At 66.3% G+C, this 24,442-nt stretch carries 19 protein-coding genes and 1 tRNA gene; 9 read left to right on the top strand and 11 right to left on the bottom strand.

Annotated features, from left to right (window positions below):
- Positions 1-47 precede the first annotated feature (47 nt).
- The 4 genes from ABIA30_RS14780 (at position 48) to ABIA30_RS14765 (ending at position 8,900) form a co-directional block, all read left to right on the top strand.
- Positions 48-1,943, top strand: coding sequence for an Hsp70 family protein (locus ABIA30_RS14780; protein ID WP_370066571.1), 1,896 nt, complete (start codon positions 48-50; stop codon positions 1,941-1,943).
- Positions 1,940-4,426 carry an isoniazid response ATPase/transcriptional regulator IniR gene (iniR, locus tag ABIA30_RS14775; RefSeq protein ID WP_370066569.1) on the top strand — a complete coding sequence of 829 codons (2,487 nt, stop codon included), beginning with the start codon at positions 1,940-1,942 and terminating at the stop codon, positions 4,424-4,426. The genes ABIA30_RS14780 and iniR overlap by 4 nt, the downstream gene beginning before the upstream one ends.
- A gap of 175 nt (positions 4,427-4,601) precedes the next feature.
- A complete protein-coding gene (locus ABIA30_RS14770; RefSeq protein WP_370067102.1) occupies positions 4,602-7,487 on the top strand; it encodes a heterodisulfide reductase-related iron-sulfur binding cluster in 2,886 nt (961 codons plus the stop codon).
- A gap of 114 nt (positions 7,488-7,601) precedes the next feature.
- Entirely contained in the window at positions 7,602-8,900 is a 1,299-nt protein-coding gene (locus ABIA30_RS14765) for a pyridoxal phosphate-dependent aminotransferase (RefSeq protein WP_370066567.1), read from the top strand.
- Between the two features lies 1 nt (position 8,901).
- On the opposite strand, the gene ABIA30_RS14760 is transcribed toward ABIA30_RS14765, so the two are convergent.
- Positions 8,902-9,531, bottom strand: a complete 630-nt coding sequence (locus ABIA30_RS14760; RefSeq protein ID WP_370066565.1) for a TetR/AcrR family transcriptional regulator — start codon at positions 9,529-9,531, stop codon at positions 8,902-8,904.
- A 36-nt stretch (positions 9,532-9,567) separates the two neighbouring features.
- Between ABIA30_RS14760 and ABIA30_RS14755 the strand changes: the two genes are divergently transcribed.
- Complete coding sequence (locus ABIA30_RS14755) at positions 9,568-10,032, top strand: SRPBCC family protein (RefSeq protein WP_370066563.1); 465 nt, start codon at positions 9,568-9,570, stop codon at positions 10,030-10,032.
- A 10-nt stretch (positions 10,033-10,042) separates the two neighbouring features.
- Positions 10,043-11,305: a YibE/F family protein gene (locus ABIA30_RS14750; RefSeq protein WP_370066561.1), complete on the top strand. Its 1,263-nt coding sequence runs from the start codon at positions 10,043-10,045 to the stop codon at positions 11,303-11,305.
- Here ABIA30_RS14750 and rfbA read toward each other — a convergent pair.
- The 7 genes from rfbA to ABIA30_RS14715 all read right to left on the bottom strand — a co-directional run bounded on the left by rfbA (position 11,256) and on the right by ABIA30_RS14715 (position 19,071).
- Positions 11,256-12,122: a glucose-1-phosphate thymidylyltransferase RfbA gene (rfbA, locus tag ABIA30_RS14745; RefSeq protein WP_370066559.1), complete on the bottom strand. Its 867-nt coding sequence runs from the start codon at positions 12,120-12,122 to the stop codon at positions 11,256-11,258. The genes ABIA30_RS14750 and rfbA overlap by 50 nt on opposite strands.
- A 5-nt stretch (positions 12,123-12,127) precedes the next feature.
- The gene (locus tag ABIA30_RS14740; RefSeq protein WP_370066557.1) at positions 12,128-12,481 is read right to left on the bottom strand and encodes a nuclear transport factor 2 family protein; all 354 of its coding nucleotides are present in this window, start codon (positions 12,479-12,481) and stop codon (positions 12,128-12,130) included.
- A 19-nt stretch (positions 12,482-12,500) separates the two neighbouring features.
- Positions 12,501-13,250, bottom strand: coding sequence for a maleylpyruvate isomerase family mycothiol-dependent enzyme (locus tag ABIA30_RS14735; RefSeq protein WP_370066555.1), 750 nt, complete (start codon positions 13,248-13,250; stop codon positions 12,501-12,503).
- 1 nt (position 13,251) lies between these two features.
- The gene (locus ABIA30_RS14730; RefSeq protein ID WP_370066553.1) at positions 13,252-14,604 is read right to left on the bottom strand and encodes a cytochrome P450; all 1,353 of its coding nucleotides are present in this window, start codon (positions 14,602-14,604) and stop codon (positions 13,252-13,254) included.
- Positions 14,605-14,657: 53 nt separating this feature from the next.
- Complete coding sequence (locus tag ABIA30_RS14725) at positions 14,658-15,986, bottom strand: UDP-glucose/GDP-mannose dehydrogenase family protein (protein ID WP_370066551.1); 1,329 nt, start codon at positions 15,984-15,986, stop codon at positions 14,658-14,660.
- A 92-nt stretch (positions 15,987-16,078) separates the two neighbouring features.
- Positions 16,079-17,518 carry a hypothetical protein gene (locus tag ABIA30_RS14720; protein WP_370066549.1) on the bottom strand — a complete coding sequence of 480 codons (1,440 nt, stop codon included), beginning with the start codon at positions 17,516-17,518 and terminating at the stop codon, positions 16,079-16,081.
- A 257-nt stretch (positions 17,519-17,775) separates the two neighbouring features.
- Positions 17,776-19,071, bottom strand: coding sequence for an ammonium transporter (locus tag ABIA30_RS14715; protein WP_370066547.1), 1,296 nt, complete (start codon positions 19,069-19,071; stop codon positions 17,776-17,778).
- 290 nt (positions 19,072-19,361) lie between these two features.
- Here ABIA30_RS14715 and ABIA30_RS14710 point away from each other — a divergent pair, with 290 nt between their 5' ends.
- Complete coding sequence (locus ABIA30_RS14710; protein WP_370066545.1) at positions 19,362-20,003, top strand: superoxide dismutase family protein; 642 nt, start codon at positions 19,362-19,364, stop codon at positions 20,001-20,003.
- A 62-nt stretch (positions 20,004-20,065) separates the two neighbouring features.
- Here ABIA30_RS14710 and dcd read toward each other — a convergent pair whose 3' ends face one another.
- A complete protein-coding gene (dcd, locus tag ABIA30_RS14705; RefSeq protein ID WP_370066543.1) occupies positions 20,066-20,635 on the bottom strand; it encodes a dCTP deaminase in 570 nt (189 codons plus the stop codon).
- 43 nt (positions 20,636-20,678) lie between these two features.
- Here dcd and ABIA30_RS14700 point away from each other — a divergent pair.
- Positions 20,679-20,752: transfer RNA gene (locus tag ABIA30_RS14700), tRNA-Gly, on the top strand.
- Positions 20,753-20,972: 220 nt separating this feature from the next.
- Positions 20,973-22,319, top strand: a complete 1,347-nt coding sequence (locus ABIA30_RS14695) for a hypothetical protein (protein WP_370066541.1) — start codon at positions 20,973-20,975, stop codon at positions 22,317-22,319.
- Here ABIA30_RS14695 and ABIA30_RS14690 read toward each other — a convergent pair.
- Together ABIA30_RS14690 and ABIA30_RS14685 are read right to left on the bottom strand one after the other, a co-directional pair.
- Positions 22,316-23,731: a tyrosine-type recombinase/integrase gene (locus tag ABIA30_RS14690; protein ID WP_370066539.1), complete on the bottom strand. Its 1,416-nt coding sequence runs from the start codon at positions 23,729-23,731 to the stop codon at positions 22,316-22,318. The two genes, ABIA30_RS14695 and ABIA30_RS14690, sit on opposite strands and share 4 nt — an antisense overlap.
- 14 nt (positions 23,732-23,745) lie before the next feature.
- Positions 23,746-24,426, bottom strand: coding sequence for a recombinase family protein (locus tag ABIA30_RS14685; protein ID WP_370066537.1), 681 nt, complete (start codon positions 24,424-24,426; stop codon positions 23,746-23,748).
- Between the last annotated feature and the right edge of the window lie 16 nt (positions 24,427-24,442).

Genomic DNA, 24,442 nt, shown 5'->3' with positions numbered 1-24,442 from the left:
CGAATAGGGTGACCTGAGTCCAGCACAGCGCCAAAGGAGTGGACCACATGAGCGACGGGCTCGGTTTGTCGATCGGCCAGACCAATCTGGTGGCCGCACCGGCCGGACGACCGCCGGTCAGCCGTCGGGCGATCCTGACCCTGTTCCCGGATCGGCCCGCTGAAGTCGGCATCCCCGCCCAGCCTTCGGGCCTGGTACTGACCGGGTTCGTGGAGCGCGTCGGCGACCCCATTCCTCTGGTGGCCCCGGACGGTTCGGCGCATCGCGGCGAAGCGGTGCTCGCCGAGGCCCTGGAGGCGATGGCCCGTACCGCCGGCGGCGGCAGTCCGGTGGTCATCGCGGCGCCGGCGCATTGGGGTATCTCCACGATCGGCGCGCTGGCGGCGGCGCTGCGCGGCAAAGCGGCGCTGGCAGCGGCGCCGGTGGTCTCCGATGCAGCTGCCGCGCTGGCCGGATTGAAGGCCGAGGCCGGCCTGCCCGCCCAGGGTGTGGTGGCGTTGTGCGACTTCGGCGGTAGCGGGACCAGCGTCACCATCGCCGACGCCGCCAGCCTGGCCCCGATCGGCGAGACCGTCCGTTACCCGGAGTTCTCCGGTGACCTGGTCGATCAGGCGCTGCTGAACCACGTCGTCGCCGGGATCAGTGAATCGGGTGACGCCGACCCGGCGGGCACCGCAGCAGTGGGATCGCTGTCTCAGTTGCGCGATGAATGCCGACAGGCCAAGGAACGGCTGTCGGCCGAGACCGCGACTTCGGTCAATGCCAACCTGCCGGGATACAGCTCCGCCCTGCGGATCACCCGGCCGGAGCTGGAACGGCTACTCGAACCTGCGTTGGCCGGCCTGCTCGGCGTGGTCCAGGAAAGCTTGCAGCGCAACCAGATTCCGGCCAACATGTTGACCGCGGTGGCGACCGTCGGTGGCGGTGCCTCGATACCGATTGTCACCCAACGACTTTCCGAGTACTTCCGAGTGCCGGTGGTGACGTCACGGCAGCCCGCGCTGACCGCAGCCACCGGCGCCCCGCTGGTGGACCAGACCACCATGGCGGCCGATGCCCCGACCGGTATGGCACCCACCATGGGCTGGGTGGCCAGCGCGCCGCCCATTCCGCCGGCTCCCGACCCGAACCCGGCATCCTCGACCTTCCGGTCTCTGGCCTGGTCCGACGACCAGGACGGCGGCGACGTCACGCCGTACACCGGCGGTGAATACCCGTCCGACTATCCGACCGGCTACGCCGACGAGGCCGGTCTGGGGACCACCGCACGCCCGGCGATGGAGTTCGCCCACGAAGAGGAGGACAACCTCCCCGACGTTGCTCCACTGGCCTGGTACAAACGCCCACCGCTGTTGTTCGGCGCGGCTGCGGCGGCGTTCCTGATCGCCGGCGGCAGCCTGGCCGCTGTCAACCTGACCAGCAAAGACAGCCCGTCGGGCCCGGCTACCGTGAACGTCACCACCACCATCACCGGTTCGGACGGCTCCATCACCACCACCATGGTGCCGGCCACCACATCGGTTGTGACGCAGACCGATTCGAACGGTCAGGTGAGCACCTCGACGGTCACCAACCCGATCACCACGACGCCGAGCTCAACCGACACCCCGACCACGACGTCCACCACCGATTCGTCGACCACGACCACCAGCAGCAGCACGACCACCACCACGACGACAACGACCACCACCACGACCACCCCGACAACAACGACCACCACAACGACCCAGCCGCCCACCACCACGACCACCCCGCCGCCCACCACGACCCAACCGCCGACCACCACCCAGCCGCCCACCACCACCCAGCCACCGCCGACCACCACCCAGGCACCTCCGACCACCACGGCGGCGCCCACCACGCAGCGCCAGCCGACCCAGACGGCGCATTCGACGGCGGCGGCAGAACCCACCGCGCACGCGGCGACGCCGACCAGCCCGTGACCACCGATCCGCTCGCCGCCCTGGCCGGGGCGGCTGCCGCCAAGACACTGGTGCTGGGCGGTATCGGAAGCGGAAAGACCACGGCGCTCGAAGTCGTGCGAAACACCTTGCGGGCGAATGGAACAACGATCCTGGCCCGGGCGCCGCGCCAGGGTGACGCGCCCGGCGCAGCGATCGTGATCGACGATGCGCACTTGTTGGCGCCCGCCGAGCTGGAGGCGCTGATCGAACTGGCGGGTCAGCCCGACAGCACCGTGGCGCTCAGCGCCGAACCGCTGGTGCATGACCCGGCGTTCAACGCGCTGACCACGACCTTGAGTCGCCAGCACCCACCGATCCAGTTGACGCCGATGCCCCCCCGGGAGATCACCGACGCACTGACCAAGGCGGGCGTCCCCGGTCCGCATCTGGCGGGGCTGATCGCAGCCACCGGGGGCATTCCACTGCTGGTGTATTCGGCTCTCGCCGCACTGAGTTCAGACGGCGACCCGACCCGGGCCGCGCACGTCGCGCTGACCGAGCGGTTGCGCCGGTTGGACGAGCATCTGTTGGACACGCTGCTGTTGTGTTCCCTGAGTTCCGAACTCGGGCCGGACGACATCGCCGCGGCGCTGGACGTGACCGGTGAGGCCGCGGGGTTGTTGATGGACCGGGCATGGGCCAGCGGCCTGCTGTCCGCGGCACTGGACCCAGCATTCACCGAGTCGCTGCACGGCTGCCTCACCCAGCTGGTCGGCACCGCCCGGCACCGTGACGTCGAAGCCCGACTATTGCGTTCGCAACTCGAATTATCGGTATTATCAACAGAATTGGCGGTCAAACTCGCCGAGCACGGCACGGTCGACGACACCCTGGCGACCGAGCTGATGCGCCGCGCCGAGCCGGACCATCCGCACCGGGCGGCACGCCTGTACCGCGCCGCCGCGCGCGCCGGAGCTACCGTGCCCGACGCTCACCTGGCCGACGCCCTGGCCATCACCGGTGACTGCGGCACCGCCGGAACCCTGGCCGACCAGCTACTGAATGCGCCGGACCCGGACGTCCGGGCGCAGGCGGTTCGCATTGCGGCCAGTGTGGCCCTGCACGACGGTGCCGCCCCGCATGCCGCCGACCTGTTCCGCTGGCTGGGCCCCTACCCCGATCCGTTCGTCGCGGCGGCCGGTGCGCTGGTCGGCGTCGCCAACGCCGATGCCGCATTGGCCCGGGACTGCCTGCAGACCGAAAGCGGGGCGCCGCCAACGTCATCCGCGCGCGCGGCCCGCGGCATGGCGGAAGGCCTGCTGCTGACGCTCGACCAGCCCTTCGCGACGGCGATGGCCCGGCTCACGCAGGCTGTCGGCGCCACGAACGGCGCCACCACGGTCGCCCCCGACAGCCCGGCCGCCCTGCTGACCCTGGTCGCGCTGCACGGCGGCGACGCGGTGCGGGCCCGCAGTGTGATCGGCCGCGCGGTGCGCACCGGGGCGGGCAACGGCCACAGCGGCTTCTCCGAGCTGCGCCACCGGTTACTGCTCGGCTGGATCCGGATGCTCGACGGACAGCTGGACTCCGCGGTGCCCACCCTCGACAGCGACCAGCTGCACCGCCGCGATGCGCTGTGGTTCACCGCGCTGCAGACCGCAGTGGCACGGCGCAGCGGAGACACCGGCGCCCTGCAGAGACACTGGTACGCGGCCATGGAGGTAGTCGCCGAGTACTCCCTGGACCTGTTCGCCCTGCTGCCGTTGGGTGAGCTGTGGGTGGCCGCCGCCCGGTTGCAGCAGGTTGAGCAGCTGCGGCAGCCGTTGACCGAGGCGTTCGGGCTGCTTCGGGCGGCCGGAAACCCGCCGCTGTGGTCGGTTCCACTGCATTGGGCGGGCGTGCACGCCGGCATCCTGGCCAATTCACCGGAGGCGGTGGCCCCGCACGGGCAGGCACTGGCCGCGGCCAGCCGCGCCGAGGGCGCGCACGGCGCCTATGCCACGGCACTGGCCGCCGCGGGCCGCGCCTGGCTGCGGGTGCTCGCCGACGGGGTCGACGCCGCCGAAGTCACCGCCGCGGCGCGCGGACTGGCCCGCTTCGGGTTGACCTGGGACGCCACCCGCCTGGCCAGCCAGGCGGCGCTGCACTCGCCGGAGGGACGGGTCTCGGGCGCCATGTTGCAATTGGCCCGCGACCTCAAACAGGACGCTGCCCTGGAGGCGGCGGGCGACCCGGTCGTCTCCAGCAATGCGGTCACGGCGCCGGATGTGCCGAACACCACAGCGGCCGCCGCTGCCGGTGACAGCCGCTCGATGCCGACCTGGACCCGGCTGTCCGACCGGGAACGCGAGGTGGCCGAACTGGTGCTGCAGGGCATGCCGTACCGCGATATCGGGGCGCAACTGCTGATCTCAGCGAAGACCGTCGAACACCATGTGGCACGGATTCGCCGCAGGCTGGGCGCCGAATCGCGGTCGGAGATGCTCTCCATGCTGCGGGCGCTGATCGGCCATGCCGGCTGAACGATCAAAGTTAGGGCAGCCTACGTAGCGGTAATAAGCCGCGATCTGCAACTATGAGCTGCATTCGGCATAAGTTACTGACGAGTAGCTAAGCTCAGTTGCGCGTCGATAACTGCACATTGGGAGGCAATCGGTGGAACTGGAACACCTCGAAGACGTGCTCAGTACGAGCAGGATGGTCATCGGGCTGTTGGCAACGGTCATCGTCCTGGGGTTCGCCGCCAAGCGGGTGCTGTGGTTGACCAAGTTGATCAACTCGGGCCAGAAGGTCGGCGACGAGCGCGGCCGCAAAGACCATCTGCTCGAGCGCTTCCTGAACCAGAACAAGGAAGTCTTCGCCCAGTCGAAGCTGCTGAAGTGGTCCATCCCCGGTATCGCCCACTTCTTCACCATGTGGGGCTTCTTCGTCCTGGCCTCGGTGTACCTGGAGGCCTACGGCGTCCTCATCTACCCCAAGTTCGCCATTCCGCTCGTCGGGCACTGGCCGGCGCTGGGCTTCCTGCAGGACTTCTTCGCGCTGGCGGTGCTGTTCGGCATCATCGTCTTCGCCATCATCCGAGTGGTCCGCGATCCCAAGAAGCTCGGTCGCGAGTCGCGCTTCTACGGCTCCCACACCGGCGGCGCCTGGGAGATCCTCTTCATGATCTTCCTGGTCATCCTGACCTACGCGATCTTCCGCGGTGCCGCGGTCAACGTGCTCGGCGATGACTTCCCATACCAGAGCGGCGCATTCTTCTCCGACGGCATGGCCACCCTGCTGCACCCACTCGGTGAGACCGCCAACGCGTGGATCGAGACCATCGCGCTGCTGGCCCACGTCGGCGTCATGCTGGTCTTCCTGTTGATCGTGCTGCACTCCAAGCACCTGCATATCGGCCTGGCCCCGATCAACGTCACCTTCAAGCGCCTGCCCAACGGCCTCGGCCCGCTGCTGCCCATGGAGTACCAGGGCGAGTTGATCGACTTCGACGATCCCGCCGAGGACGCGGTATTCGGCCGCGGCAAGATCGAGGACTTCACCTGGAAGGGTTACCTCGACTTCACCACCTGCACCGAGTGCGGCCGCTGCCAGTCCCAGTGCCCGGCCTGGAACACCGGAAAACCGTTGTCTCCCAAGCTCGTCATCATGAACCTGCGTGACCACTTGATGGCCAAGGCGCCGTACCTGATCGAGGGCAAGCCGATGCCCGAGGAGGGCTCGGTCGACTTCGCCGCGCTGGGTGACAGTCTGCACGGGCACGGTGTGCCAGAGGACGGCTTCGCACGCATCGAGGGCCACGGCCCGGAGCAGGCGCTGCGCCCGCTGGTCGGCACCGCTGAGCAGGGCGGCGTGATCGACCCCGACGTGCTGTGGTCCTGCACCAACTGCGGCGCCTGCGTCGAGCAGTGCCCCGTCGACATCGAGCACATCGACCACATCGTGGACATGCGCCGCTACCAGGTCATGGTCGAGTCGGAGTTCCCGGGCGAGCTCGGCGTGCTGTTCAAGAACCTGGAACTCAAGGGCAACCCGTGGGGCCAGAACGCCAAGGACCGCACCAACTGGATCGACGAGATGGACTTCGACATCCCGGTCTACGGCCAGGATGTCGAGAGCTTCGACGGCTTCGAGTACCTGTTCTGGGTCGGTTGTGCCGGCGCCTACGAGGACCGCGCCAAGAAGACCACCAAGGCCGTCGCCGAGCTCCTCGCCACCGCGGGCGTGAAGTTCCTGGTGCTGGGCACCGGTGAGACCTGTACCGGTGACTCGGCCCGCCGCGCCGGCAACGAGTTCCTGTTCCAGCAGTTGGCCGCACAGAACGTCGAGACCATCAACGAGCTGTTCGAAGGCGTCGAGGCTGTCGATCGCAAGGTCGTGGTCACCTGCCCGCACTGCTACAACACCATCAACCGCGAGTACCCGCAGCTGGGCAGCAACTACACCGTGGTGCACCACACCCAGCTGCTCAACCGCCTGGTCCGGGACAAGAAGCTGGTGCCCGTCAGCTCGGTGAGCCAAGAGGTCACCTACCACGACCCCTGCTTCCTGGGCCGGCACAACAAGGAGTACGAGGCACCGCGCGAGCTGGTCGCCGCGTCGGGCGCGAAGCTGACGGAGATGCCGCGGCACGCCGACCGCGGTCTGTGCTGTGGCGCCGGTGGCGCCCGCATGTGGATGGAAGAGCACATCGGCAAGCGCGTCAACACCGAGCGCACCGAAGAGGCGATCGACACCGGCGCCTCGGCCATTGCGACCGGCTGCCCGTTCTGCCGCGTCATGATGAGCGACGGCGTCGACGACGTGGCCGCGACCCGCAACATCGAAAAGGCCGAGGTCCTCGACGTCGCCCAGCTGCTGCTGAGCTCGCTGGACACCTCCAACGTGACGCTGCCCGCCAAGGGCACCGCCGCTGCCGCGTCGGCCGCGCTGGCCGAGAAGCGCGCTGCCGCTGCTCCGAAGCCGGCGCCGGTCGCCGAGGCTGCTCCTGCTCCCGCAGCGCAGGCTCCGGCAGCTCCCGCCGCACCTGCAGCGCCCGCCACGCCGGCGGCCACCGCTGCTCCGGTGAAGGGCTTGGGCTTGGCCGGTGGCGCCAAGCGCCCGGGTGCCAAGAAGGCCGCTCCGGCAGCTCCCGCGGCGCAGGCAGCCCCGGCTGCCGAGGCTGCTGCTCCGGCCGCTCCCGCTGCCCCTGCTGCTCCCGCTGCCCCGGTCAAGGGACTGGGTCTGGCCACCGGCGCCAAGCGCCCGGGTGCCAAGAAGGCGGCACCTGCCGCTCCGGCAGCTACGGCCACTCCGGCACCTGCAGCCGAGGCCGCCCCCGCAGCCGAGGCTCCCGCCGCACCTGCAGCTCCTGCAGCACCGGTCGTCGGGCTGGGCATGGCCGCGGGCGCTCGTCGACCCGGTGCCAAGAAAGCCGCTCCCGCAGCACAGCCGCCCGCTGAGGCGCCGGCTCCCGCTGTTGAGGCCGAGGCCGACGCCCCTGCGGCACCGGCAGCTCCGGCGCCGGAGGCTCCTGCCGAGCCCGCGGCACCGGTCGTCGGCCTGGCCATGAAGCCGGGAGCAAAGCGACCTGGTAAGCGCTAAGCAACACCGCTCAATGGCCAGTTGTGACACGCTTCTCAGCAGATTGCGTGTTGTGACTGGCCATTTGGCATTTCCCGTCGCTTCGCTCGCCCCGAGGAGACGTTTCAAAAACAAGTGGACGGCGATGGGAGCATGGAAAACGTGAGCACGCACCCGGTATCCAGCGAACGCACGTGGCAGGGCCAGCACCGGCCACCACGGACCTTCGCCCAGTCCACCAAGCTGCAGGACGTTCTGTACGAGATCCGTGGCCCGGTACACGAGCAGGCTTCCCGGCTGGAGGCCGAAGGACACCGGATCCTCAAACTCAACATCGGCAACCCCGCGCCGTTCGGCTTCGAGGCGCCGGACGTCATCATGCGCGACATGATCGCGGCCCTGCCGTACGCCCAGGGCTACTCGGACTCCAAGGGCATCGTCTCGGCCCGTCGCGCGGTGGTAACCCGCTACGAGCTGGTCGAGGGCTTCCCCCGATTCGACGTCGACGACGTGTTCCTCGGCAACGGGGTCTCCGAGCTGATCACCATGACGCTGCAGGCACTGCTCGACAACGGCGACCAGGTGTTGATCCCGGCACCCGACTACCCGCTGTGGACCGCCTCGACGGCGCTGGCCGGCGGCACCCCCGTGCACTACCTGTGCGACGAGACGCAGGGCTGGAACCCGGATATCGCCGACCTGGAGTCCAAGATCACCGACCGCACCAAGGCGATCGTGGTGATCAACCCGAACAACCCGACCGGCGCGGTCTACAGCCGGGAAACCCTGGAGTCGATCGCGAATCTGGCCCGCAAGCATCAGCTACTGCTGCTGGCCGACGAGATCTACGACAAGATCCTCTACGACGACGCCAAGCACATTCCGATGGCTTCGGTGGCGCCCGACATGCTGTGCCTGACTTTCAACGGGCTGTCCAAGGCCTACCGCGTCGCGGGTTATCGGTCCGGCTGGTTGGCCATCACCGGCCCCAAGGAGCACGCGTCCAGTTTCCTGGAGGGCATCAGCCTGCTCTCGAACATGCGACTGTGCCCGAATGTGCCTGCGCAGCATGCGATTCAGGTGGCGCTTGGCGGGCATCAGAGCATCGAGGACCTGATCCTGCCGGGCGGCCGACTACTCGAGCAGCGCGACGTCGCCTGGAACAAGCTCAACGAAATTCCCGGAGTGTCCTGCGTCAAGCCCGCCGGTGCGCTGTATGCGTTCCCCCGCCTGGATCCCGAGGTACACGAGATCCGGGACGACGAGCAGCTGGTCCTCGATCTGCTGCTGCAGGAGAAGATCCTGCTCACCCAGGGCACCGGATTCAATTGGCCCACACCGGATCACCTGCGCATCGTCACACTGCCATGGGCACGGGATCTATCCAAGGCCATCGAGCGCCTGGGCAACTTCCTGGCGAGCTACCGCCAGTAGGTCAACCGCGTTGCAGGCCCGCGATGAAGGTGTGCAGCAGCGCGGCCAGGGTGGGCTCGAGGTCTCCGGCGAACACCGGTCCCGTACTGGAATCCCTTGCAGCCCAACCCCATACCGAACCGGCGAAGGCGTGGATCGCCGCGGTGAGCAGCACCAGATGCTGCCGGTCCAACGGCAACCGCGGCGCCAGCGTCTGCCCCAGGCGGTCTTCGATGTCGCGGGCCTGGGACCGCACCACGGCGGCCGCGTCGGCGCTCAGCCGGTTCATCAACACCGGCGTGGCACTGATCAGGTCACACAGCACCGGCCGCTGCGCGAGCGTGTAAGACAAAGCCCTTGCCGGACTGCGCCGTTCATCGCCCAGCCGGGCGCCTAGGTCGTCGAGCCAGCCGAGGTGTTCCTGATACATCACCAGCAGCAGCAGCGCTTCGCGCGAGCCCGCGTATCGCAGCACTCCCGACTTGGCGAGCCCAGCGGCGGTGGCGATCTGGCCGAGCGTCAGGTCACCGGCGCGAGCGTCATCGAGCAGAATGCGGGTCACCCGGGTCAGCTGGGCCATCCGGTCGTCGCGTTGTTGCGGAGTGCGTGCGCGTACGAACGGTAGTGCATCCGGCCCATCGTCGGCTTCCACCACTTAATAGAACATTGTTCTGATAGTTTCGGCAACATGACACACCGTTACGAAATCGCGGTGGTCCGGCATGCCCGGGCCACCCCGCAGACCCTGTTCGACGTGCTGGCGGACGGATCACGCTGGTCCGAGTGGGCCAGACCGCTGATCTCCTATTCGGTGTGGGAAACCCGCGGACCAGGCGACGACGGCGGTGTCGGGGCCATCCGCGCGGTCGGCGCACGGCAGTTCCCCACCCGAGAAATGACGACCATCCACGAACCCGGGTACCGCCATGGGTACACCATCCTGGCGGACAAGCCGGTACAGAACTACCAGGCGGAGGTCACCTTGACCGAGGACGGCGACCGGACCCGGATCGACTGGCACGGTTCGTTCGATACTCGCCGGCGAGCGATCGGCCTGGCTTACCGCGCGGTGGTCGGATACGTCCTGAGGACACTCGCCGACAAGCTGGTGGCTGAGGCCGAGCGCAGGGATGCTGCCAGCCACACCACCTAACCTCTTCTAGGTGGCGCACTCACATTCCCACTCGCACAGCACCGGGCCGGCTCCACTGGGACCGCTCGCAGCCCGCGTCGTGATCGGCGCACTGGCGCTCGTCGGCCTGCTGACCGTGGTCGGCGCCCTGTTGCTGTGGCCCAGCGACAAACAGGTGGACATCCCGCTGCCGTACCAGAACGCGGCCGGCGGCGCGGTGTCCACGGAGTCCGGTCACGTGCTGTCCACCGGGCTCGCCCCGTGCGGCAGCCCGTCTGCGGGCGCGGTGCTGACCTCGTCGCCGGCCGCAGCACCCATCGGCGGCGGCACCTGCGTGCAGTCGATGATCGCGATCGACTCAGGACCCAATTCGGGCGCCCAGACCATGCTCGAATTCAGCCAGGGCCCCGGCCAGCCGCACCTGGCCGCCGGCGACCATATCCGGGTGAGCCGGCAGGTGGACGGCGCCGGCAGCACCACCTACGCGTTCTTCGATTTCGAACGCGCGCTGCCGTTGTGGATTCTGGCTGCGGTGTTCTCCGTCGTGGTGGTGGCCGTGGCCCGGTGGCGCGGGCTGCGGGCCTTGGTGGGCATCGGCGTCGCGTTCGCGGTGCTGACCATCTTCCTGCTTCCGGCACTTCGCGACGGTGCACCGGCAATCCCGGTGGCACTCGTCGCATCCTCGGCCATCTTGTTCGCGGTCATCTACCTCGCCCACGGCGTCAGCCTCCGTACCAGCGCCGCCCTCCTCGGCACGCTGAGCGCACTACTGCTGGCCGCATTCTTATCTTGGGGCACAATCGAATTCCTGCATCTCACCGGGCTGTCCGAGGAGCAGAACAACGACGTCGCCGCGTATATGGGCTCGGTCTCCATCAGCGGACTGTTGTTGGCCGGGTTCATCATCGGCTCACTCGGTGTGCTCAACGACGTCACCGTGACCCAGGCTGCCACCGCATTCGAGCTTGCCGAACACGGCGCATCGCGGCGGGCAATCTTCTTGGGGTCCATGCGGGTCGGGCGCGATCACATCGCCAGCACCGTCTACACCCTGGTGCTGGCGTACGCCGGCAGCGCGCTACCCCTGCTGCTGCTGTTCAGTGTCGCCAACCGATCACTCGGTGACGTCCTCACCAGTGAGAACGTGGCGATCGAAATCGCCCGGTCGGCCGTCGGCGGCATCGCGCTGGCGTTGTCGGTACCCCTGACCACCGCGATCGCGGCTGTGCTGGCCAGCCCGTCGGTTATCGATCCTCCAGCAGCCCAAGCAGATACAACCCGTACCCGGAGTTGAGCAGTTCCCTGGCACGGGTCGCCAGCTGATCGTCGTCGATGAAGCCGACGCGCCAGGCGACCTCCTCGGGCACACCCACCTTCAGACCCTGCCGCCGTTCGATGGTTCGGACGAAATCGCTGGCGTCCAGCAGCGAGTCGAACGTTCCGGTGTCGAGCCAGGCGGTGCCCCGCTCGAGCACCTCGACCTTCAGGTGCCCGGCCTCCAGATAGCGCTGGTTGATCTCGGTGATCTCGTATTCGCCCCGTGCCGACGGCTTCAGTGACCGCGCCACCTCGATGACGTCGTTGTCGTAGAAATACAAGCCCGGAACAGCGAAGTGCGACTTGGGTTTCACGGGCTTCTCCTCCAACGACAGCGCGGTGCCGTCGGGGCCGAACTCGATCACGCCGTACGCCGACGGGTCGGCCACCTGGTAGGCGAAAATCACTCCGCCGCTGACATTTTGGTAGCGGACCAGGCTGGTGCCCAGCCCAGGGCCGTAAAAAATGTTGTCACCCAACACCAAAGCCACCGAATCCGAGCCGATGTGCTCGGCACCGATCACGAACGCCTGCGCCAGACCGTTGGGCTCGGCTTGCACGGCGTAGCTGATGTTGATGCCGAAATTCGTTCCGTCGCCGAGTAATCGATGAAAGCCCGGCGCATCATGCTCGGTGGTGATGATCTGGATGTCGCGGATCCCCGCCATGATCAGGGTCGACAGCGGGTAGTAGATCATCGGCTTGTCGTACACCGGCAGCAGCTGCTTGCTGGCGCCCATGGTGATCGGATACAGCCGAGTGCCCGAACCGCCGGCCAGAATGATCCCCCGCATGGTGCTCAGGCGTCGAGATCGGATTCGGTGAGCCCGGTCGCGGCCAAAGCGGATTCGATATCGGCGTGCCGGAATGCCGAGGTCACGTGGTCATGCACCACGCGAAATGCCGATGCACCGTCGATGCCGCCGCCGGTCTGCTCCACCACGACCACGCCTTCGCGCACATACATCCGCCCGACAGCCACCTCGCCGGTCAAACCAGAAGCCCACTGCCGCAACGCGTCCCGCCCCTGCGCCGCGCCTTGTGCATTACCGATCTCGATGTCATCGCTGGACAACCGCTCCAGGGTGTCGAGATCCTGCTCGTTGAGGGCGTCATGCCAGGCCAGGACGGTAGCGATCTCCGATGTCGTCATGGTCTGAAGTTACTACGCCTCAGAACGCCACACGGTCCAGCCAGGTCTGCCATACCGTCGAGTCGCCGATCAGCTCCAGGCCCGCGTCCGCCGCGGACTGCCGACGGTTGGTGGCCAGCAGCAGTCCGGTGGCCGGCCCGCGCACCGCCACGTCCCCCTTGCTGTGGCGGTGCGACCAGCCCAGTCCCTCTTCGTCATTGGTGATCATCCACTCCCCCGTCGGCCCCAGTCCGTCATCGGTGGCGTGCAGATGCAGCGACGTACCCGGCATGACCGGCGGCGCACTGCGGTCGGCCACCAACGTGGCGCGTTCCAAGGTCTCGCTGACGCCGTCGGCGGCCAGGTGCGCATCGAGCTCGAACGGAAGCCCCAGCGCCAGCGCGGCGTCGGCGCGGTGCACCGTCTGTTCATGTACCCGACGGCGGATCCACCAACCGGCGGGCCTGGGGCCGAGGAATGTCCACACGCGGGCATCCGAGCCCACCTGATCGACCGCGTCGATGATCGCCTGCGCGCTGGCGTTGAGCCAGTCGATCGCGCCGTCGCGGTCCTCGGGCGGCTTGCCGTCCCGTGTCTCTCGGGGGTCGAAGCGTTCGTTCCGCCGCTCGGCGATGATCTGCGCACACCAGCGATTGCCACGGCCCACATGCCGGAATAGTTGCTTGAGAGTCCAACCGGGACAAGCCGGTACCTCCACGGTGTCGTCCGCGCCACGGATGAGTTCGCCGAAGGCCGCAGTTTCGCTGATCAGAGCCGTGCGGAAGTCCACATCATGAAGGTACCGCCGCACGCGCGCGTCCGAGCGCGATCGGCAGTGTTGCCCAGCCCCGCAGCACCCGGGTATCGCGACGGCTCTCGCCGCCGGCCAGCCGCGCATCGGGATACCGCTCGAAGAAAGTCCGCAGACCGACTTCGCCTTCCGCGCGCGCCAGCGCCGCACCCAGACAGAAGTGCCGGCCACCGGAGAACGACAGATGCTTGCCGGCGTTGTCCCGGGTGACGTCGAAGCGGTGTGGGTCACCGAATACGGCCGGGTCCCGGTTGGCGCCGGCCAGGTAGAGGATCACCGGCTCACCGGCCTTCACCAGATACCCGTCCAGGTTGACGTCGACCTTCGCGATCCGCGCGGACAGCTGCACCGGCGATTCCAGCCGCAAGATCTCTTCGACCGCGCCCGGCCACAGCTCGGGGCGATCGAGCAGCAGCTGCAGCTGATCGGGGTGTTCCAACAGGATTCGGATCCCGTTGCCCAGCAGGTTGACGGTGGTCTCGAACCCGGCAGCGAGCACCAGGCCGGCGGTGGCTCGCAGTTCCTCGTCGTTGAGTCGGGTGCCGCCCTCGCTGGTGGCGATCAGCTGGCTCATCAGGTCGTCGCCGGGGTTGGCCCGGAGCGCGCGGATGTGGTCGGACAGCCAGTGGTTGAAGCCGTCGAGTCCGGCTTCCACGGTCAGGTATTGCTGCCAGGTCAAGCCGATGTCCAGGCTGGGCGCGGCCAATTCACCGAATTCCAGGATGTGTGCGCGCTCGTCGTCCGGCACCCCGAGGATGTCTCCGATAACCGTGACCGGCAACTGTGAGCAGTACCGCTGCACGATGTCGACGGATCCCGTTGACATCGAGGCCAATCCGTCGATCAGTTCGGCCGCTGCCAGCTGGACCCGCTCACGAAGCGCCGCCACCGCGCGGGTGGTGAACACCGACGACACCGTCTTGCGGTAGCGGGTGTGTTCGGGCGGCTCGACCGACAGCAACGACGGAGGCAGCAGCGGATGCAACCGGCCCTTGACGGTGGTCTTGGCCTCCAACCAGCCGAGCGGGCCGGGCAGGGTGCCGCCGATCTGGGTGACGGTGAAATCGTCGGAGCGCAGAACATGGTGCGCCAGTGCGTGATCGGCGGTCAGCCACGCGGCCCGGCCGCGGTACATCCGGCCGTGACTGCGCAGTTCGTCGGCGAACTTGCCAGGGTCGGCCCGGACCGCGCGGTCGGCAATCAGCCGGGCCTGCATTTCACCGTGTTTGGCCCCGTAGCCGGCGAGCTGCCGGATCACGGCGTGCAGGGCGAACCAGTTGAGGCGTTGCCGGGCTCTGGACAGGCCGAAATTCTGACGAGCTATGGGCGTCATGCACCCGAGCTTAGGCAGCCGAACCCGGTCGGACTACCTACTCAAGTCGGAAATCAGGCGGCCAGATTCCGGCCCAGGGCGTGCATCTGCCAGCCGGCGCCGCGCCAACGCTCGACGTCGAGGCAATTGCGCCCGTCGACAACCACTTTCGCCCGCACCGTGGCGGCCAAAGCGGCCGGGTCGAGGTCCAGGAATTCCTGCCACTCGGTCAGCACCAGCACGGCGTCGGCACGGTCGCAGGCATCGATCACCGAGGTCGAGTAGTTCAGCGTCGGGAAGACCCGCTGCGAATTCTCCATGGCCTTCGGGTCATAGACGTTGACCGTCGCACCATTGAGTTGCAGCATGCCCGCCACGTTGAGCGCAGGTGAGTCACGCACGTCGTCGGATTCGGGTTTGAAGGCTGCACCCAGCACTGCGATGTTGGCGCCCAGCAGTGAGCCGCCGCAGGCCTTGGTGGCCAGCTCCACCATCTTGATCCGACGGCGCATGTTGATGCTGTCGACTTCACGCAGGAACGTCAGTGCCGGGTTGGCACCCAGTTCACCGGCTCGCGCCATGAAGGCACGGATGTCCTTGGGCAGACAGCCGCCACCAAAACCCAAGCCGGCGTTGAGGAATCGACGGCCGATCCGGGTGTCGTAGCCCAACGCATCGGCCAGCAAGGTGACGTCGGCGTCGACCGCCTCGCACACCTCGGAGATGGCGTTGATGAACGAGATCTTGGTGGCCAGGAAGGCATTCGCCGACACCTTGACCAGTTCCGCGGTCTGCAGATCGGTGAGCAGGAACGGCACGCCCTCGTCCAGCAGTGGCGCGTAGAGCTCACGCACCGCGGCCTCGGCGCGCACCGAATCCCGTTGTACACCAAGGACAATGCGGTCCGGGTGCAGGGTGTCGTGCACGGCGAAGCCCTCGCGCAGGAATTCTGGGTTCCAAGCCACCTCGACGTCGATGCCCTCAGCGGCCAAGGCCCGGGCCCGCACTCCGAGCTCCGCCGCGGTACCGACCGGGACGGTGGACTTTCCGACGATTACCGCCGAGCGGTGCAGCCGCGGCACCAGGGTGTCGATGACGGAGTGGACATGGCGCAGGTCAGCGCCGTATTCGCCCTTTTTCTGCGGCGTGCCGACGCCGAGGAAGTGCACGTCGGCGAAATCGGCGGCCTCGTCGTAGTCGGTGGTGAAGTGCAGGCGCCCGGCTTCGATGTTCTCGCGCAGGATCTTTCGCAGTCCGGGCTCGTAGAACGGGATGTCACCGGCAGCCAGTTTCGCGATCTTGCCGGGGTCGATGTCGACGCCGACCACTTCGTGTCCCAGCTCCGCCATGCCGGCGGCGTGGGTCGCACCCAGATAGCCGGTACCAAAAACGGTGCATCTCATACTGCCTTGTTAGGCCGCGCCGATGAGCAGGTTGCTACGCGACACTGATCGCCAGACCAACGGGAGGTGACAAATCCCCGCGATCCGGCCGATCAACTACGGCTGCAGATGAAAAAGACGCAGGTGGTGTGGTGTTTCGGCGGCTGGTACTGAGGTGGCGCATATGGGTCACCCGGGTATTGGCTGGGGTACTGACCCGGGTACTGCTGACCTGGATACTGCGATCCGGGGTATTGGTTCGTGTACGGGCCACCCGGCCCACCCGGCCCGTAGGCACCGGGGTATCCACCTGGTCCGTAGCCATTCGGGTTCTGGTTGCCGGGACCGCGGGCCCACGGCGGCAGCAGCGGCTGCGGTGACGGGACCGCAGCCGGTGGCGGCGGTGCGATGACCGGGGCCTCCGGAGCCGGCATCGACACCGGCACGGGGACGGGCGCAGGGGCCGGAGCCGCGGGCTCAGGTGCCCTGACCTCCGGCGGCGCTTCGTGGACGACCGGCGGTGCCGCCTCGACGTGCCGCGGTGCCGGGGCCTCCTGCGGAGCAGGTGCCTGCATGGTCTCGGCCACCACCGGGGCCGGCGCAGGCGGAGCTGCGGGCGGCGGGGCAACCGGCGGAGCTGCGACGGGCGCGCTCGGCGCAACCGCCGCCTGCGGCGGTGTCGGCCGCGAATCGACGGTGGGTTTGATGCTGACGGCCAACGAAATGGCCAGGGCCACCACGCCGACGACAAAAATCGAGGTCAGTGCACTGCCGACCAGCAGGAACGGTTTACGTCCGCCCTCGGCGACCACCGGCACGTCGCCGAGTTCGTCGAATCCGAACTCGTCGGCAATCAGCATGGGAGGCAGCTCCGCGCCGCCGGGCACCGGCGCCATGGAGTACGCCAGGCCCGCAGTGGATGCGTCGAACACCGGTGCATTGGCCGAGGCCAACGCGGCGCCTCGGGCCAACGCCAGTTCGGCGTCACCGGGCGCGTTCACGGGAATGTCCACCAGCGCCGTCAGGTGCTCACGAACGGCGGCGACGTCGACACCCGAGCCGACCACGAACATGCCCTGCGGAGGCGTGTCCTGAGCTGTGACCGTCGAGGCCATCTCGGTGAGCACGTCCAGCGCGTCGACACTGTGCAGGCTGCGGCTGAGAACCTTGGAGATCGACCCGTCGCTGCCCTGGACGACCGACAGCGTCGCGGTGTCCTTGTCGAGGAACAGCAGCGCGGTGCTGTCATATCCGACGGCCTTACCTGCTGCTTGCGCGAGAGCGCCGGCGGCGTGCAGCTCGGACACCATCAGGACGTCCTTGATGCCTGCAGCGCCCAATGCGTCCCGCAACTGGGCTGCGTCGTGGTGATCGCTCCAGGCCACGCCCACCGATTTCAGGTGGTGGCCACCTTCCTCGGCACTCTCCTGAGTGCCCAGGACTGCGCTCACCACTTGCTCGACGGAAGTTACCGACCCCTCCGCCGACGACGTCTCGAACGTGTCATGGTCGACGATCGCACCGTCGGCCTTGTCCCCCTCAACCAGCGCCATTCGCACTGTCGTAGGAGTCAAAGACACACCTAAAACGATGTCCACTGACCCTCCAAAAGTGTTCGCCTCGCGACCGTTGGCGCCGCCCCCAAAGGCATGCCGCACAGGTCCACAACTAGAAACTTCATCGTGGCGACCGGCAATGGCGTTACCGATGAGATGAAGTTCTGGCCGCGGCGGTACGGATTCCCGTCGACGCCGGTGGCCAAAACCCTACTCGGATTACCTGTGCGAGGCATGTGCCTTGTTAAGGAGACTCAGTCCTCCGGCTTGGACCGGGCCATCAAATCGGTGAGTGAGTTCGAAGGCCGGCGGTGGCCGAGATGACCGTGCACACCCTCTGCATATGCCGTTTCGGCGTGCTGGGTGAAGTCGACGCCTGCGGTCTCGTCGTCGGCGCTGACCCGGAAGCCCATCACCTTGTCGATGATTTTGCCCAGCACGAAGCTGGCGGCGAACGCGTAGAGCGCGACGACGGCCACGCCGAGCAGCTGCTTGCCCAGCTGGGTCAGTCCGCCGCCGTAGAGCAGACCGCGAGCGCCGCCGGTCATGATGTCGGTGGCCAGCAGGCCGATCAGCAGCACGCCGACCACCCCGCCGACGAAGTGCACGCCCACCACGTCGAGTGAGTCGTCGTAGTTGAACTTGAACTTCAGCCCCACAGCGAAGGAACAAACCACGCCGGCCGCCAGACCCACGACGAGCGCACCGAGGGTGTTGACGTAGCCACAGGACGGGGTGATAGCGACCAGCCCGGCAACCACGCCTGAGGCGGCGCCGAAGGTGGTGGGCTTGCCGTCGCGGATCTGCTCGACGGTGAGCCAGCCGAGCATGCCCAGGCAGCCGGCGACCAAGGTGTTCAGGAAAATCGCCGACGCCATGCCGTCAGCGGTCAGCGCCGAGCCCGCGTTGAAGCCGAACCAGCCGAACCACAGCAGACCCACACCGAGCAGAACGAACGGCAGGTTGTGCGGACGCATCGCATCCTGTTTGAAGCCGATGCGCGGGCCCAGCACAATCGCCAACGCCAAAGCCGAAGCACCGGAGGCGATCTCGACGACCAGGCCGCCGGCGAAGTCCAGCGCGCCGAACTTGGCCAGCCAGCCATCCGGTGCCCATACCCAGTGCGCGATGACGCTGTAGACGACGATCGTCCAGACCGGCACGAAGACCATCCAGGCCGAGAACTTGGCTCGATCGGCAATGGCGCCGCTGATCAGAGCGGCGGTGATGATCGCGAAGGCCAGCTCGAACGTGGCGAACAGCAACTCAGGGACGGTGCCGTGGTTGGTGCGCGGGCCAATGCCGAGCATGCCGAAGTGTTCGAGGTCGCCGATGAAGCCACCGCCGCCCGAGAACGACAGGGTGTACCCCAGCACCAGCCAGGCCACCGTGACCAGCGGGATCGAGATGAAGCTCATCATGATCATGTTGAGCACGCCGGTGGTGCGGACCATGCCGCCGTAGAAGATGGCCAGGCCCGGGGTCATCAACAAGACCAGGGCGGTGCTGGCGAGCAGCCAGGCGGTTGCGGCGGGATCGATGCCTTGCACGTGGGACTCCTTCGACAATCTTGACGAGAATGTCGGCGGCGCGTTTCAGCCGCGCGGCGAGAGTGTTTCCGGCATGTTTCGTGTTTCTGCGGGGTTACTGGAACCTCACCGGTTTGGGTTCCTGCGTCGGCGTGTCTGGCGTCGGCGTGTTGGCGGCTTCCCCGACACCTCCGGTCCGGAGCCGTCAGCTTTGGTTGACATCGTCAACAAAAGCTGACACCGCACAGTGCGGGGCTGGTGACAGACACTCTTCGATGAGTAGATCGTGCGTTTGTGGGTATGCAGAGTCGATGTTGAATCGCACAACCGCAGTTGCCGCGCTCCTCGCGGCACCGATCGCTGCCCTGGCCGGCTGCAACTCCAACCAGGCCGCCACGACCACATCGCCGACCGCCAGCTCGACCGGAGCTGGTGCCCAGGCCACGAAGGTCGTGCTGAAGTCCGCTGACGGCAAGCCCGTCGCCAACGCCACCATCGATTTCGCCGACGGCTACGCCACGGTGACCGTCGAGACCATCGCCGGCGGTATCCTGTCCCCGGGCAGCCACGGCATGCACATCCATTCAGTAGGAAAGTGCGAGGCCAATTCCGTCGCCCCGACCGGTGGCCCGCCCAGCAACTTCGCCTCCGCCGGCGGCCACCTGCAGGTCGCCGGGCACACCGGCCATCCGGCCAGCGGCGATCTGACACCCCTGAATGTGCGCGCGGACGGCTCCGGGAAAGTCGTCGCCACCACCGACGCGTTCATCGCGCAGGATCTGAAGGGGCCGCAGGGAAGCGCGCTGATCATCCATCAGGGATCGGACAATTTCGCCAACATCCCGCCGCGGTACAGCCACAATGGCGTGCCGGGACCGGACGCGGAGACGATGGCGACGGGCGATGCCGGCGCCCGAGTGGCCTGCGCAGTCCTGTCGCCCGCCTCGCACTGACTTTGCACTGGCGCCGACCGCCTCTCGAACAAGTTCTGCCTCAGCGCAAAGTCAATGCCGGTTCAGTGCTTGCGGAAGTTGAGGTAGGACCGCGACGGCGTCGGCCCGCGCTGGCCCTGGTATTTCGAGCCGACCTTGTCGCTGCCGTAGGGGTGCTCGGCCGGACTGGTCAGCCGCAGCAGGCACAGCTGGCCGATCTTCATGCCGGGCCACAACGTGATCGGCAGGTTCGCGACGTTCGACAGCTCGAGGGTGATGTGCCCGGAAAAGCCCGGGTCGATGAAGCCCGCGGTGGAGTGCGTCAGCAGTCCGAGGCGACCCAGCGATGACTTGCCCTCCAGCCGTCCCGCCAAATCGTCTGGGAGCGTGCAGGTTTCGAGCGTGGAGCCGAGGACGAACTCGCCTGGGTGCAGGACGAACGGCTCGCCTTCGGCGGGCTCGACCAAGCTGGTCAGCTCGTCCTGCTGCTGCGCCGGGTCGATGTGCGTGTAGCGGGTGTTGTTGAAGACCCGGAACAGGCTGTCCAGTCGGACGTCGACGCTGGAGGGCTGGACCATGGCGTCGTCGAACGGGTCGATGCCGAGGCGCCCAGCAGCGATTTCGGCCCGGAGATCACGGTCAGAGAGGAGCACGTGGGGAGCCTATCGGGCGCCGGTGTTAGCCTGGTGCACCACCGCCGATGTAGTTCAATGGCAGAACATCAGCTTCCCAAGCTGAATACGCGGGTTCGATTCCCGTCATCGGCTCCACGAAGGCCCAGGTAAAGGGCTGCTTCTGCGAGCAAGCTCCGCCAACGGCACGATTCCGTACCCCCGACATACCCCGGAGTGTTAACCAGGGGGTGTCCAAACGGCTCGCGGCACGTCACGGATACCCTTGCCATCCATGACGTCTAGCGCACTCGACGCGATCCGAGTACCGGATCGGTTCGAAGCTCTATCGGGTGAGGAACAGTCGACCCTCCGAAGCGTGATCATCCCAGTCGAGGCGTCGTTGGCGGCGGTCGATGATCGTTTCGCCGAGATCTTTTCGGCGGACCGAGGAGGACTGCTGGTCCTTAAGGGTGTCTCTGGCGCAGGCAAATCCACCTTCGCCAAGACTGTGCCGATCTTCCGCGAAGGCGTCGTGGTCGATGCAATTCCGAGCAACGCCGACGTACCAACTGCGATCGCTGCTCTGCCCACAATCGACAACAACCGCATCCTCGTCATTGAAGGCCGGGAAGCACTGGGGCAGGTAGCTCGCGAAGCGATCGAGGCCATCCTCCACGCCATCAATGGATTCGTACGGTCAACAGCGGGGGCTAAGACGCTCGTGGTGTGGCCCATAAATACTGATGAGCTGGTAGCAATCGTCCTTGAGATCGCTTCCAAGATTGGGGCGGAATCGCTGCTGGGGATCGACCAGGCGGCGCTAATGTTCACCGGCCCCGCAACTGACGATTACGTCGTAATTGCAGAAAAGACTATCAGCGCCCTGAATGCCGGTGCGAGTCTCCACACGCTCGGCATTACCGAAGACCGAGCAGGCCGGATCGCGTTGGAAAGCTCGACAATCGGCAACTTTATGGGGCGTATTCGTACCGAACTCCACAAGAACGTACAAGAAGTCAAGAAACTGCTCCCCAAAGAGTCATTTCATGTCTGGATCGTCGTAATCGCCCCGAATTCAGACACCGCGGTAAATGCCATTACTCGCGGTAGATTTTCAGCCGCAGATATAGACCGGATGATGACCTCTACGGGCGCCAATATTGTCGCCGACTTACAGAAATTCCCTGAACGACTTGGCCTACTCGGCACCATTCTCGACGCTCGTGTCGTGCACCTCGACGTGTGGACTGCCCTTGCTGCAGCGCGTCAGTTCGCCTCGCCTAAACTCCGCGAGCTGATGAAGACCCACGGCATGTCAACCAACAGCGACCCCCAAGCCGTGGAACGGATGACGAACAGCACGTTAGGAAGACTGCTCGCCGACAATCCGTTAACTACAGGTCGTCGCGGACAAAAGGCAGGCGATAACACCCTCAAAGCCTTTAACGGTCTCACCGAGATAGCCACGTCGGCGGACATCGAAGTGAATCGGACGATCGCCGAAGCTCTAAAGAGCGCCGGTATAATCGAGTCATACGTGCTCGAAGCGCCATTTGGTAACGAACAGTCTTCCTACCGCAGCGATATCCTTGCGACACGCAGCAACGGGATGATGGTGCGAATTGAATTGATGTGGCGAAAGTCAGCGAGCCCGGCCGATGTGTCAAATTATGTTCTCCGTAAGCTAGAGATATACGGAAAGTCTGCCGGTCTGCTGAATTAACCCCACAGCGGCACAACGTTATCCGCGTGGCGCGGTGCGTCGACAGCATCCAACGCGGCCATAGCGGCTGAATGATCGTCGGTGTCGAACAGGTGCGTGTAAATGTGCTCGGTGGTCGTCGTATTCGCGTGGCCCATGAACTTTGCGACCTCCCGCACCCCGACCCCACCAGCCGCACACAGCGACGCGTATGTGTGGCGGAGCGCGTGAAACCGCAGGTCGGCCGGTAGGGCTGCAGCCCGCTCGCCCGTGGCCGCACTAGCCGAATTAGCCCGCAGTACCGCCGGGCGGTACACAGCCTTGTAGAACGTGGGATGCCTGAGCGGCGTCGTCCAATCCAGCACTAGCCGCGTCTCGGCCTCCTGCACCGTTAACGCCGCCAAGGCGGATGCCTGCCGCTCAGCGACGTACTTGGCCGCCCTAGTGTCAGGTTCACCGGTCGAGGTCTTGGCACGGACGCCAGTCGGCCGAAACGCGGCCAAGCTCATACCCGGGAAAAGCGGCGCGGTGGGCTCGTTCGCGCGGGGATGCTTTGTCAGGTAGTCCCGCAGAATGTCCGTAGTCGCCACCCGTAGCGGCACCTTGCGGTTGCTGCCCTTGGTCTTGGTCGGGAGGTACCGCATTTCTGCCCCCAGCGCACGTACCGACCTGGAGACCCGGATAGTGCCGCCCTTGGCCGGAGCGTTCGGGTTTAACGACTTTGGCGGAATTGTCACATCGCCAACCTGTAGGCCGCCGAGCTCCGCCGAGCGCAGCCCCGACCACGCCGCCACATGCACCAGGACGCTGTACGGCCAGGGCGTCGCTGCTACCAGCGCGGAAACTTGAGCGGCACTGAGGAATTGAGCCGGGCCATCCACGACGCCGGGCTTGTTGCCGTTGGCACTCTGCTCGCCGGGAATCTTCACGTACTCAGCCGGGTTGGCGGGGAGCTTACGGTCAATGACGGCCTGCCGCAGCACCATCCGCACCGTGAAGTAGGCGTGCCGCACGGTGGATGGCTTCTTCTGCGCAACGATCAGCCGATTCACCCACTCCTGGACGTACTCGCGGGTGATCTTGTTGAGCGGATAGCCGCCGAACACTGCATCTATGCCAAGCGTTTTGCCGTCACCGCGCCGGGACGCAGCTGGGGCCAACGCAGCCTGGTGCCCGCGCCACGTCGTCTCCTTCAGGTCAGCACGTCGTGACTCCAGCCACGCGTGCGCTGCGTCGCGAAACAGAATCCCGCCCGAAGCCGGATCAAACTCGGTACCAGTGACTCGCGCGTTGGCTTTCCGTGTGGCGTAAGCTTCCGCTGCCTTCTTAGTCTGGAATCCGCTTCTGGTGCGGTCCTGTCCGTTGGGCTCCCTCCACTTAACCGCGTAGATCGTGGTGCCATTCTTGCACTGCCGCTTCTGAATACGCGCCATCAGCTTGCCTACTACTAAACAGAAGTCGCCGACATGTAGATACGTCGGACAGTGGACGCCTGCCACGTCGGCCGACCAAGCGGACTCAGGATGCCCTCAGCCGTCAAGGCTTGCGCGATCCGCTCGTATGTCTGCCCAGTGTTTCTTTCCATGACGATTCGACACGCAACACCGGGCTGGGCCACCCTTGGCCGACCAAGGCGCTCCCCGCGATTTCGCTTGGCCGCGAGCGCAGCCTTTGTGCGTTCGCTGATTTGGGCGCGCTCGTACTCAGCAAAACTGGACATCACTTGAGCGATGAGGCGTCCGCTTGCCGTTAGATCGACGCCAAGGTCGAGTACAAACAAGGACCAGCCTTGGGTGTTCGCTCGCTCCACGATGTCGGCAGCATTGATGATCGAGCGCGCAAGCCGGTCCATCTTCGAGACGACGAGCCCGTCGCCTTGTCCAGATGCCAAGAGCTGGAGCACATCTCGTAATTTCTCGTTGATGCACTTGCCACTAGCACCTTCGTCGGCATAGTACTCAACTTCCCACCCGCGGCGGTTGGCTTCTAGGTCAATCACAGCCCGCTGGGCGTCGAGTCCATTCCTTCGTTCAACTTGCTCCTCAGTGCTGACGCGGGAGTAGGCAAACACCAGCTGCCGATCAACTCGGTTCATATTCTGGCCATCACGGCGGTCTCTGTTAGTCATAATCATCACTCCTGCT

This window comes from Mycobacterium sp. MAA66, from assembly GCF_041261665.1.
Lineage (GTDB): Bacteria > Actinomycetota > Actinomycetes > Mycobacteriales > Mycobacteriaceae > Mycobacterium.
The sequence above is the reverse complement of the archived record's forward strand: the minus strand, read 5'-3'. Positions and strand labels throughout refer to the sequence as shown.

Coding starts and splice junctions, on each gene's coding strand:
- ABIA30_RS14770 (WP_370067102.1), top strand. CDS start 4,602: ATGGTCATCGGGCTGTTGGCAACGGTCATCGTCCTGGGGTTCGCCGCC.
- ABIA30_RS14730 (WP_370066553.1), bottom strand. CDS start 14,604: ATGACGCCCATAGCTCGTCAGAATTTCGGCCTGTCCAGAGCCCGGCAA.
- ABIA30_RS14720 (WP_370066549.1), bottom strand. CDS start 17,518: ATGGCGCTGGTTGAGGGGGACAAGGCCGACGGTGCGATCGTCGACCAT.
- rfbA (WP_370066559.1), bottom strand. CDS start 12,122: ATGCGGGGGATCATTCTGGCCGGCGGTTCGGGCACTCGGCTGTATCCG.
- ABIA30_RS14690 (WP_370066539.1), bottom strand. CDS start 23,731: ATGGCGCGTATTCAGAAGCGGCAGTGCAAGAATGGCACCACGATCTAC.
- ABIA30_RS14710 (WP_370066545.1), top strand. CDS start 19,362: ATGTTGAATCGCACAACCGCAGTTGCCGCGCTCCTCGCGGCACCGATC.
- ABIA30_RS14740 (WP_370066557.1), bottom strand. CDS start 12,481: ATGACGACATCGGAGATCGCTACCGTCCTGGCCTGGCATGACGCCCTC.
- ABIA30_RS14685 (WP_370066537.1), bottom strand. CDS start 24,426: ATGACTAACAGAGACCGCCGTGATGGCCAGAATATGAACCGAGTTGAT.
- ABIA30_RS14755 (WP_370066563.1), top strand. CDS start 9,568: ATGACACACCGTTACGAAATCGCGGTGGTCCGGCATGCCCGGGCCACC.
- ABIA30_RS14780 (WP_370066571.1), top strand. CDS start 48: ATGAGCGACGGGCTCGGTTTGTCGATCGGCCAGACCAATCTGGTGGCC.
- ABIA30_RS14725 (WP_370066551.1), bottom strand. CDS start 15,986: ATGAGATGCACCGTTTTTGGTACCGGCTATCTGGGTGCGACCCACGCC.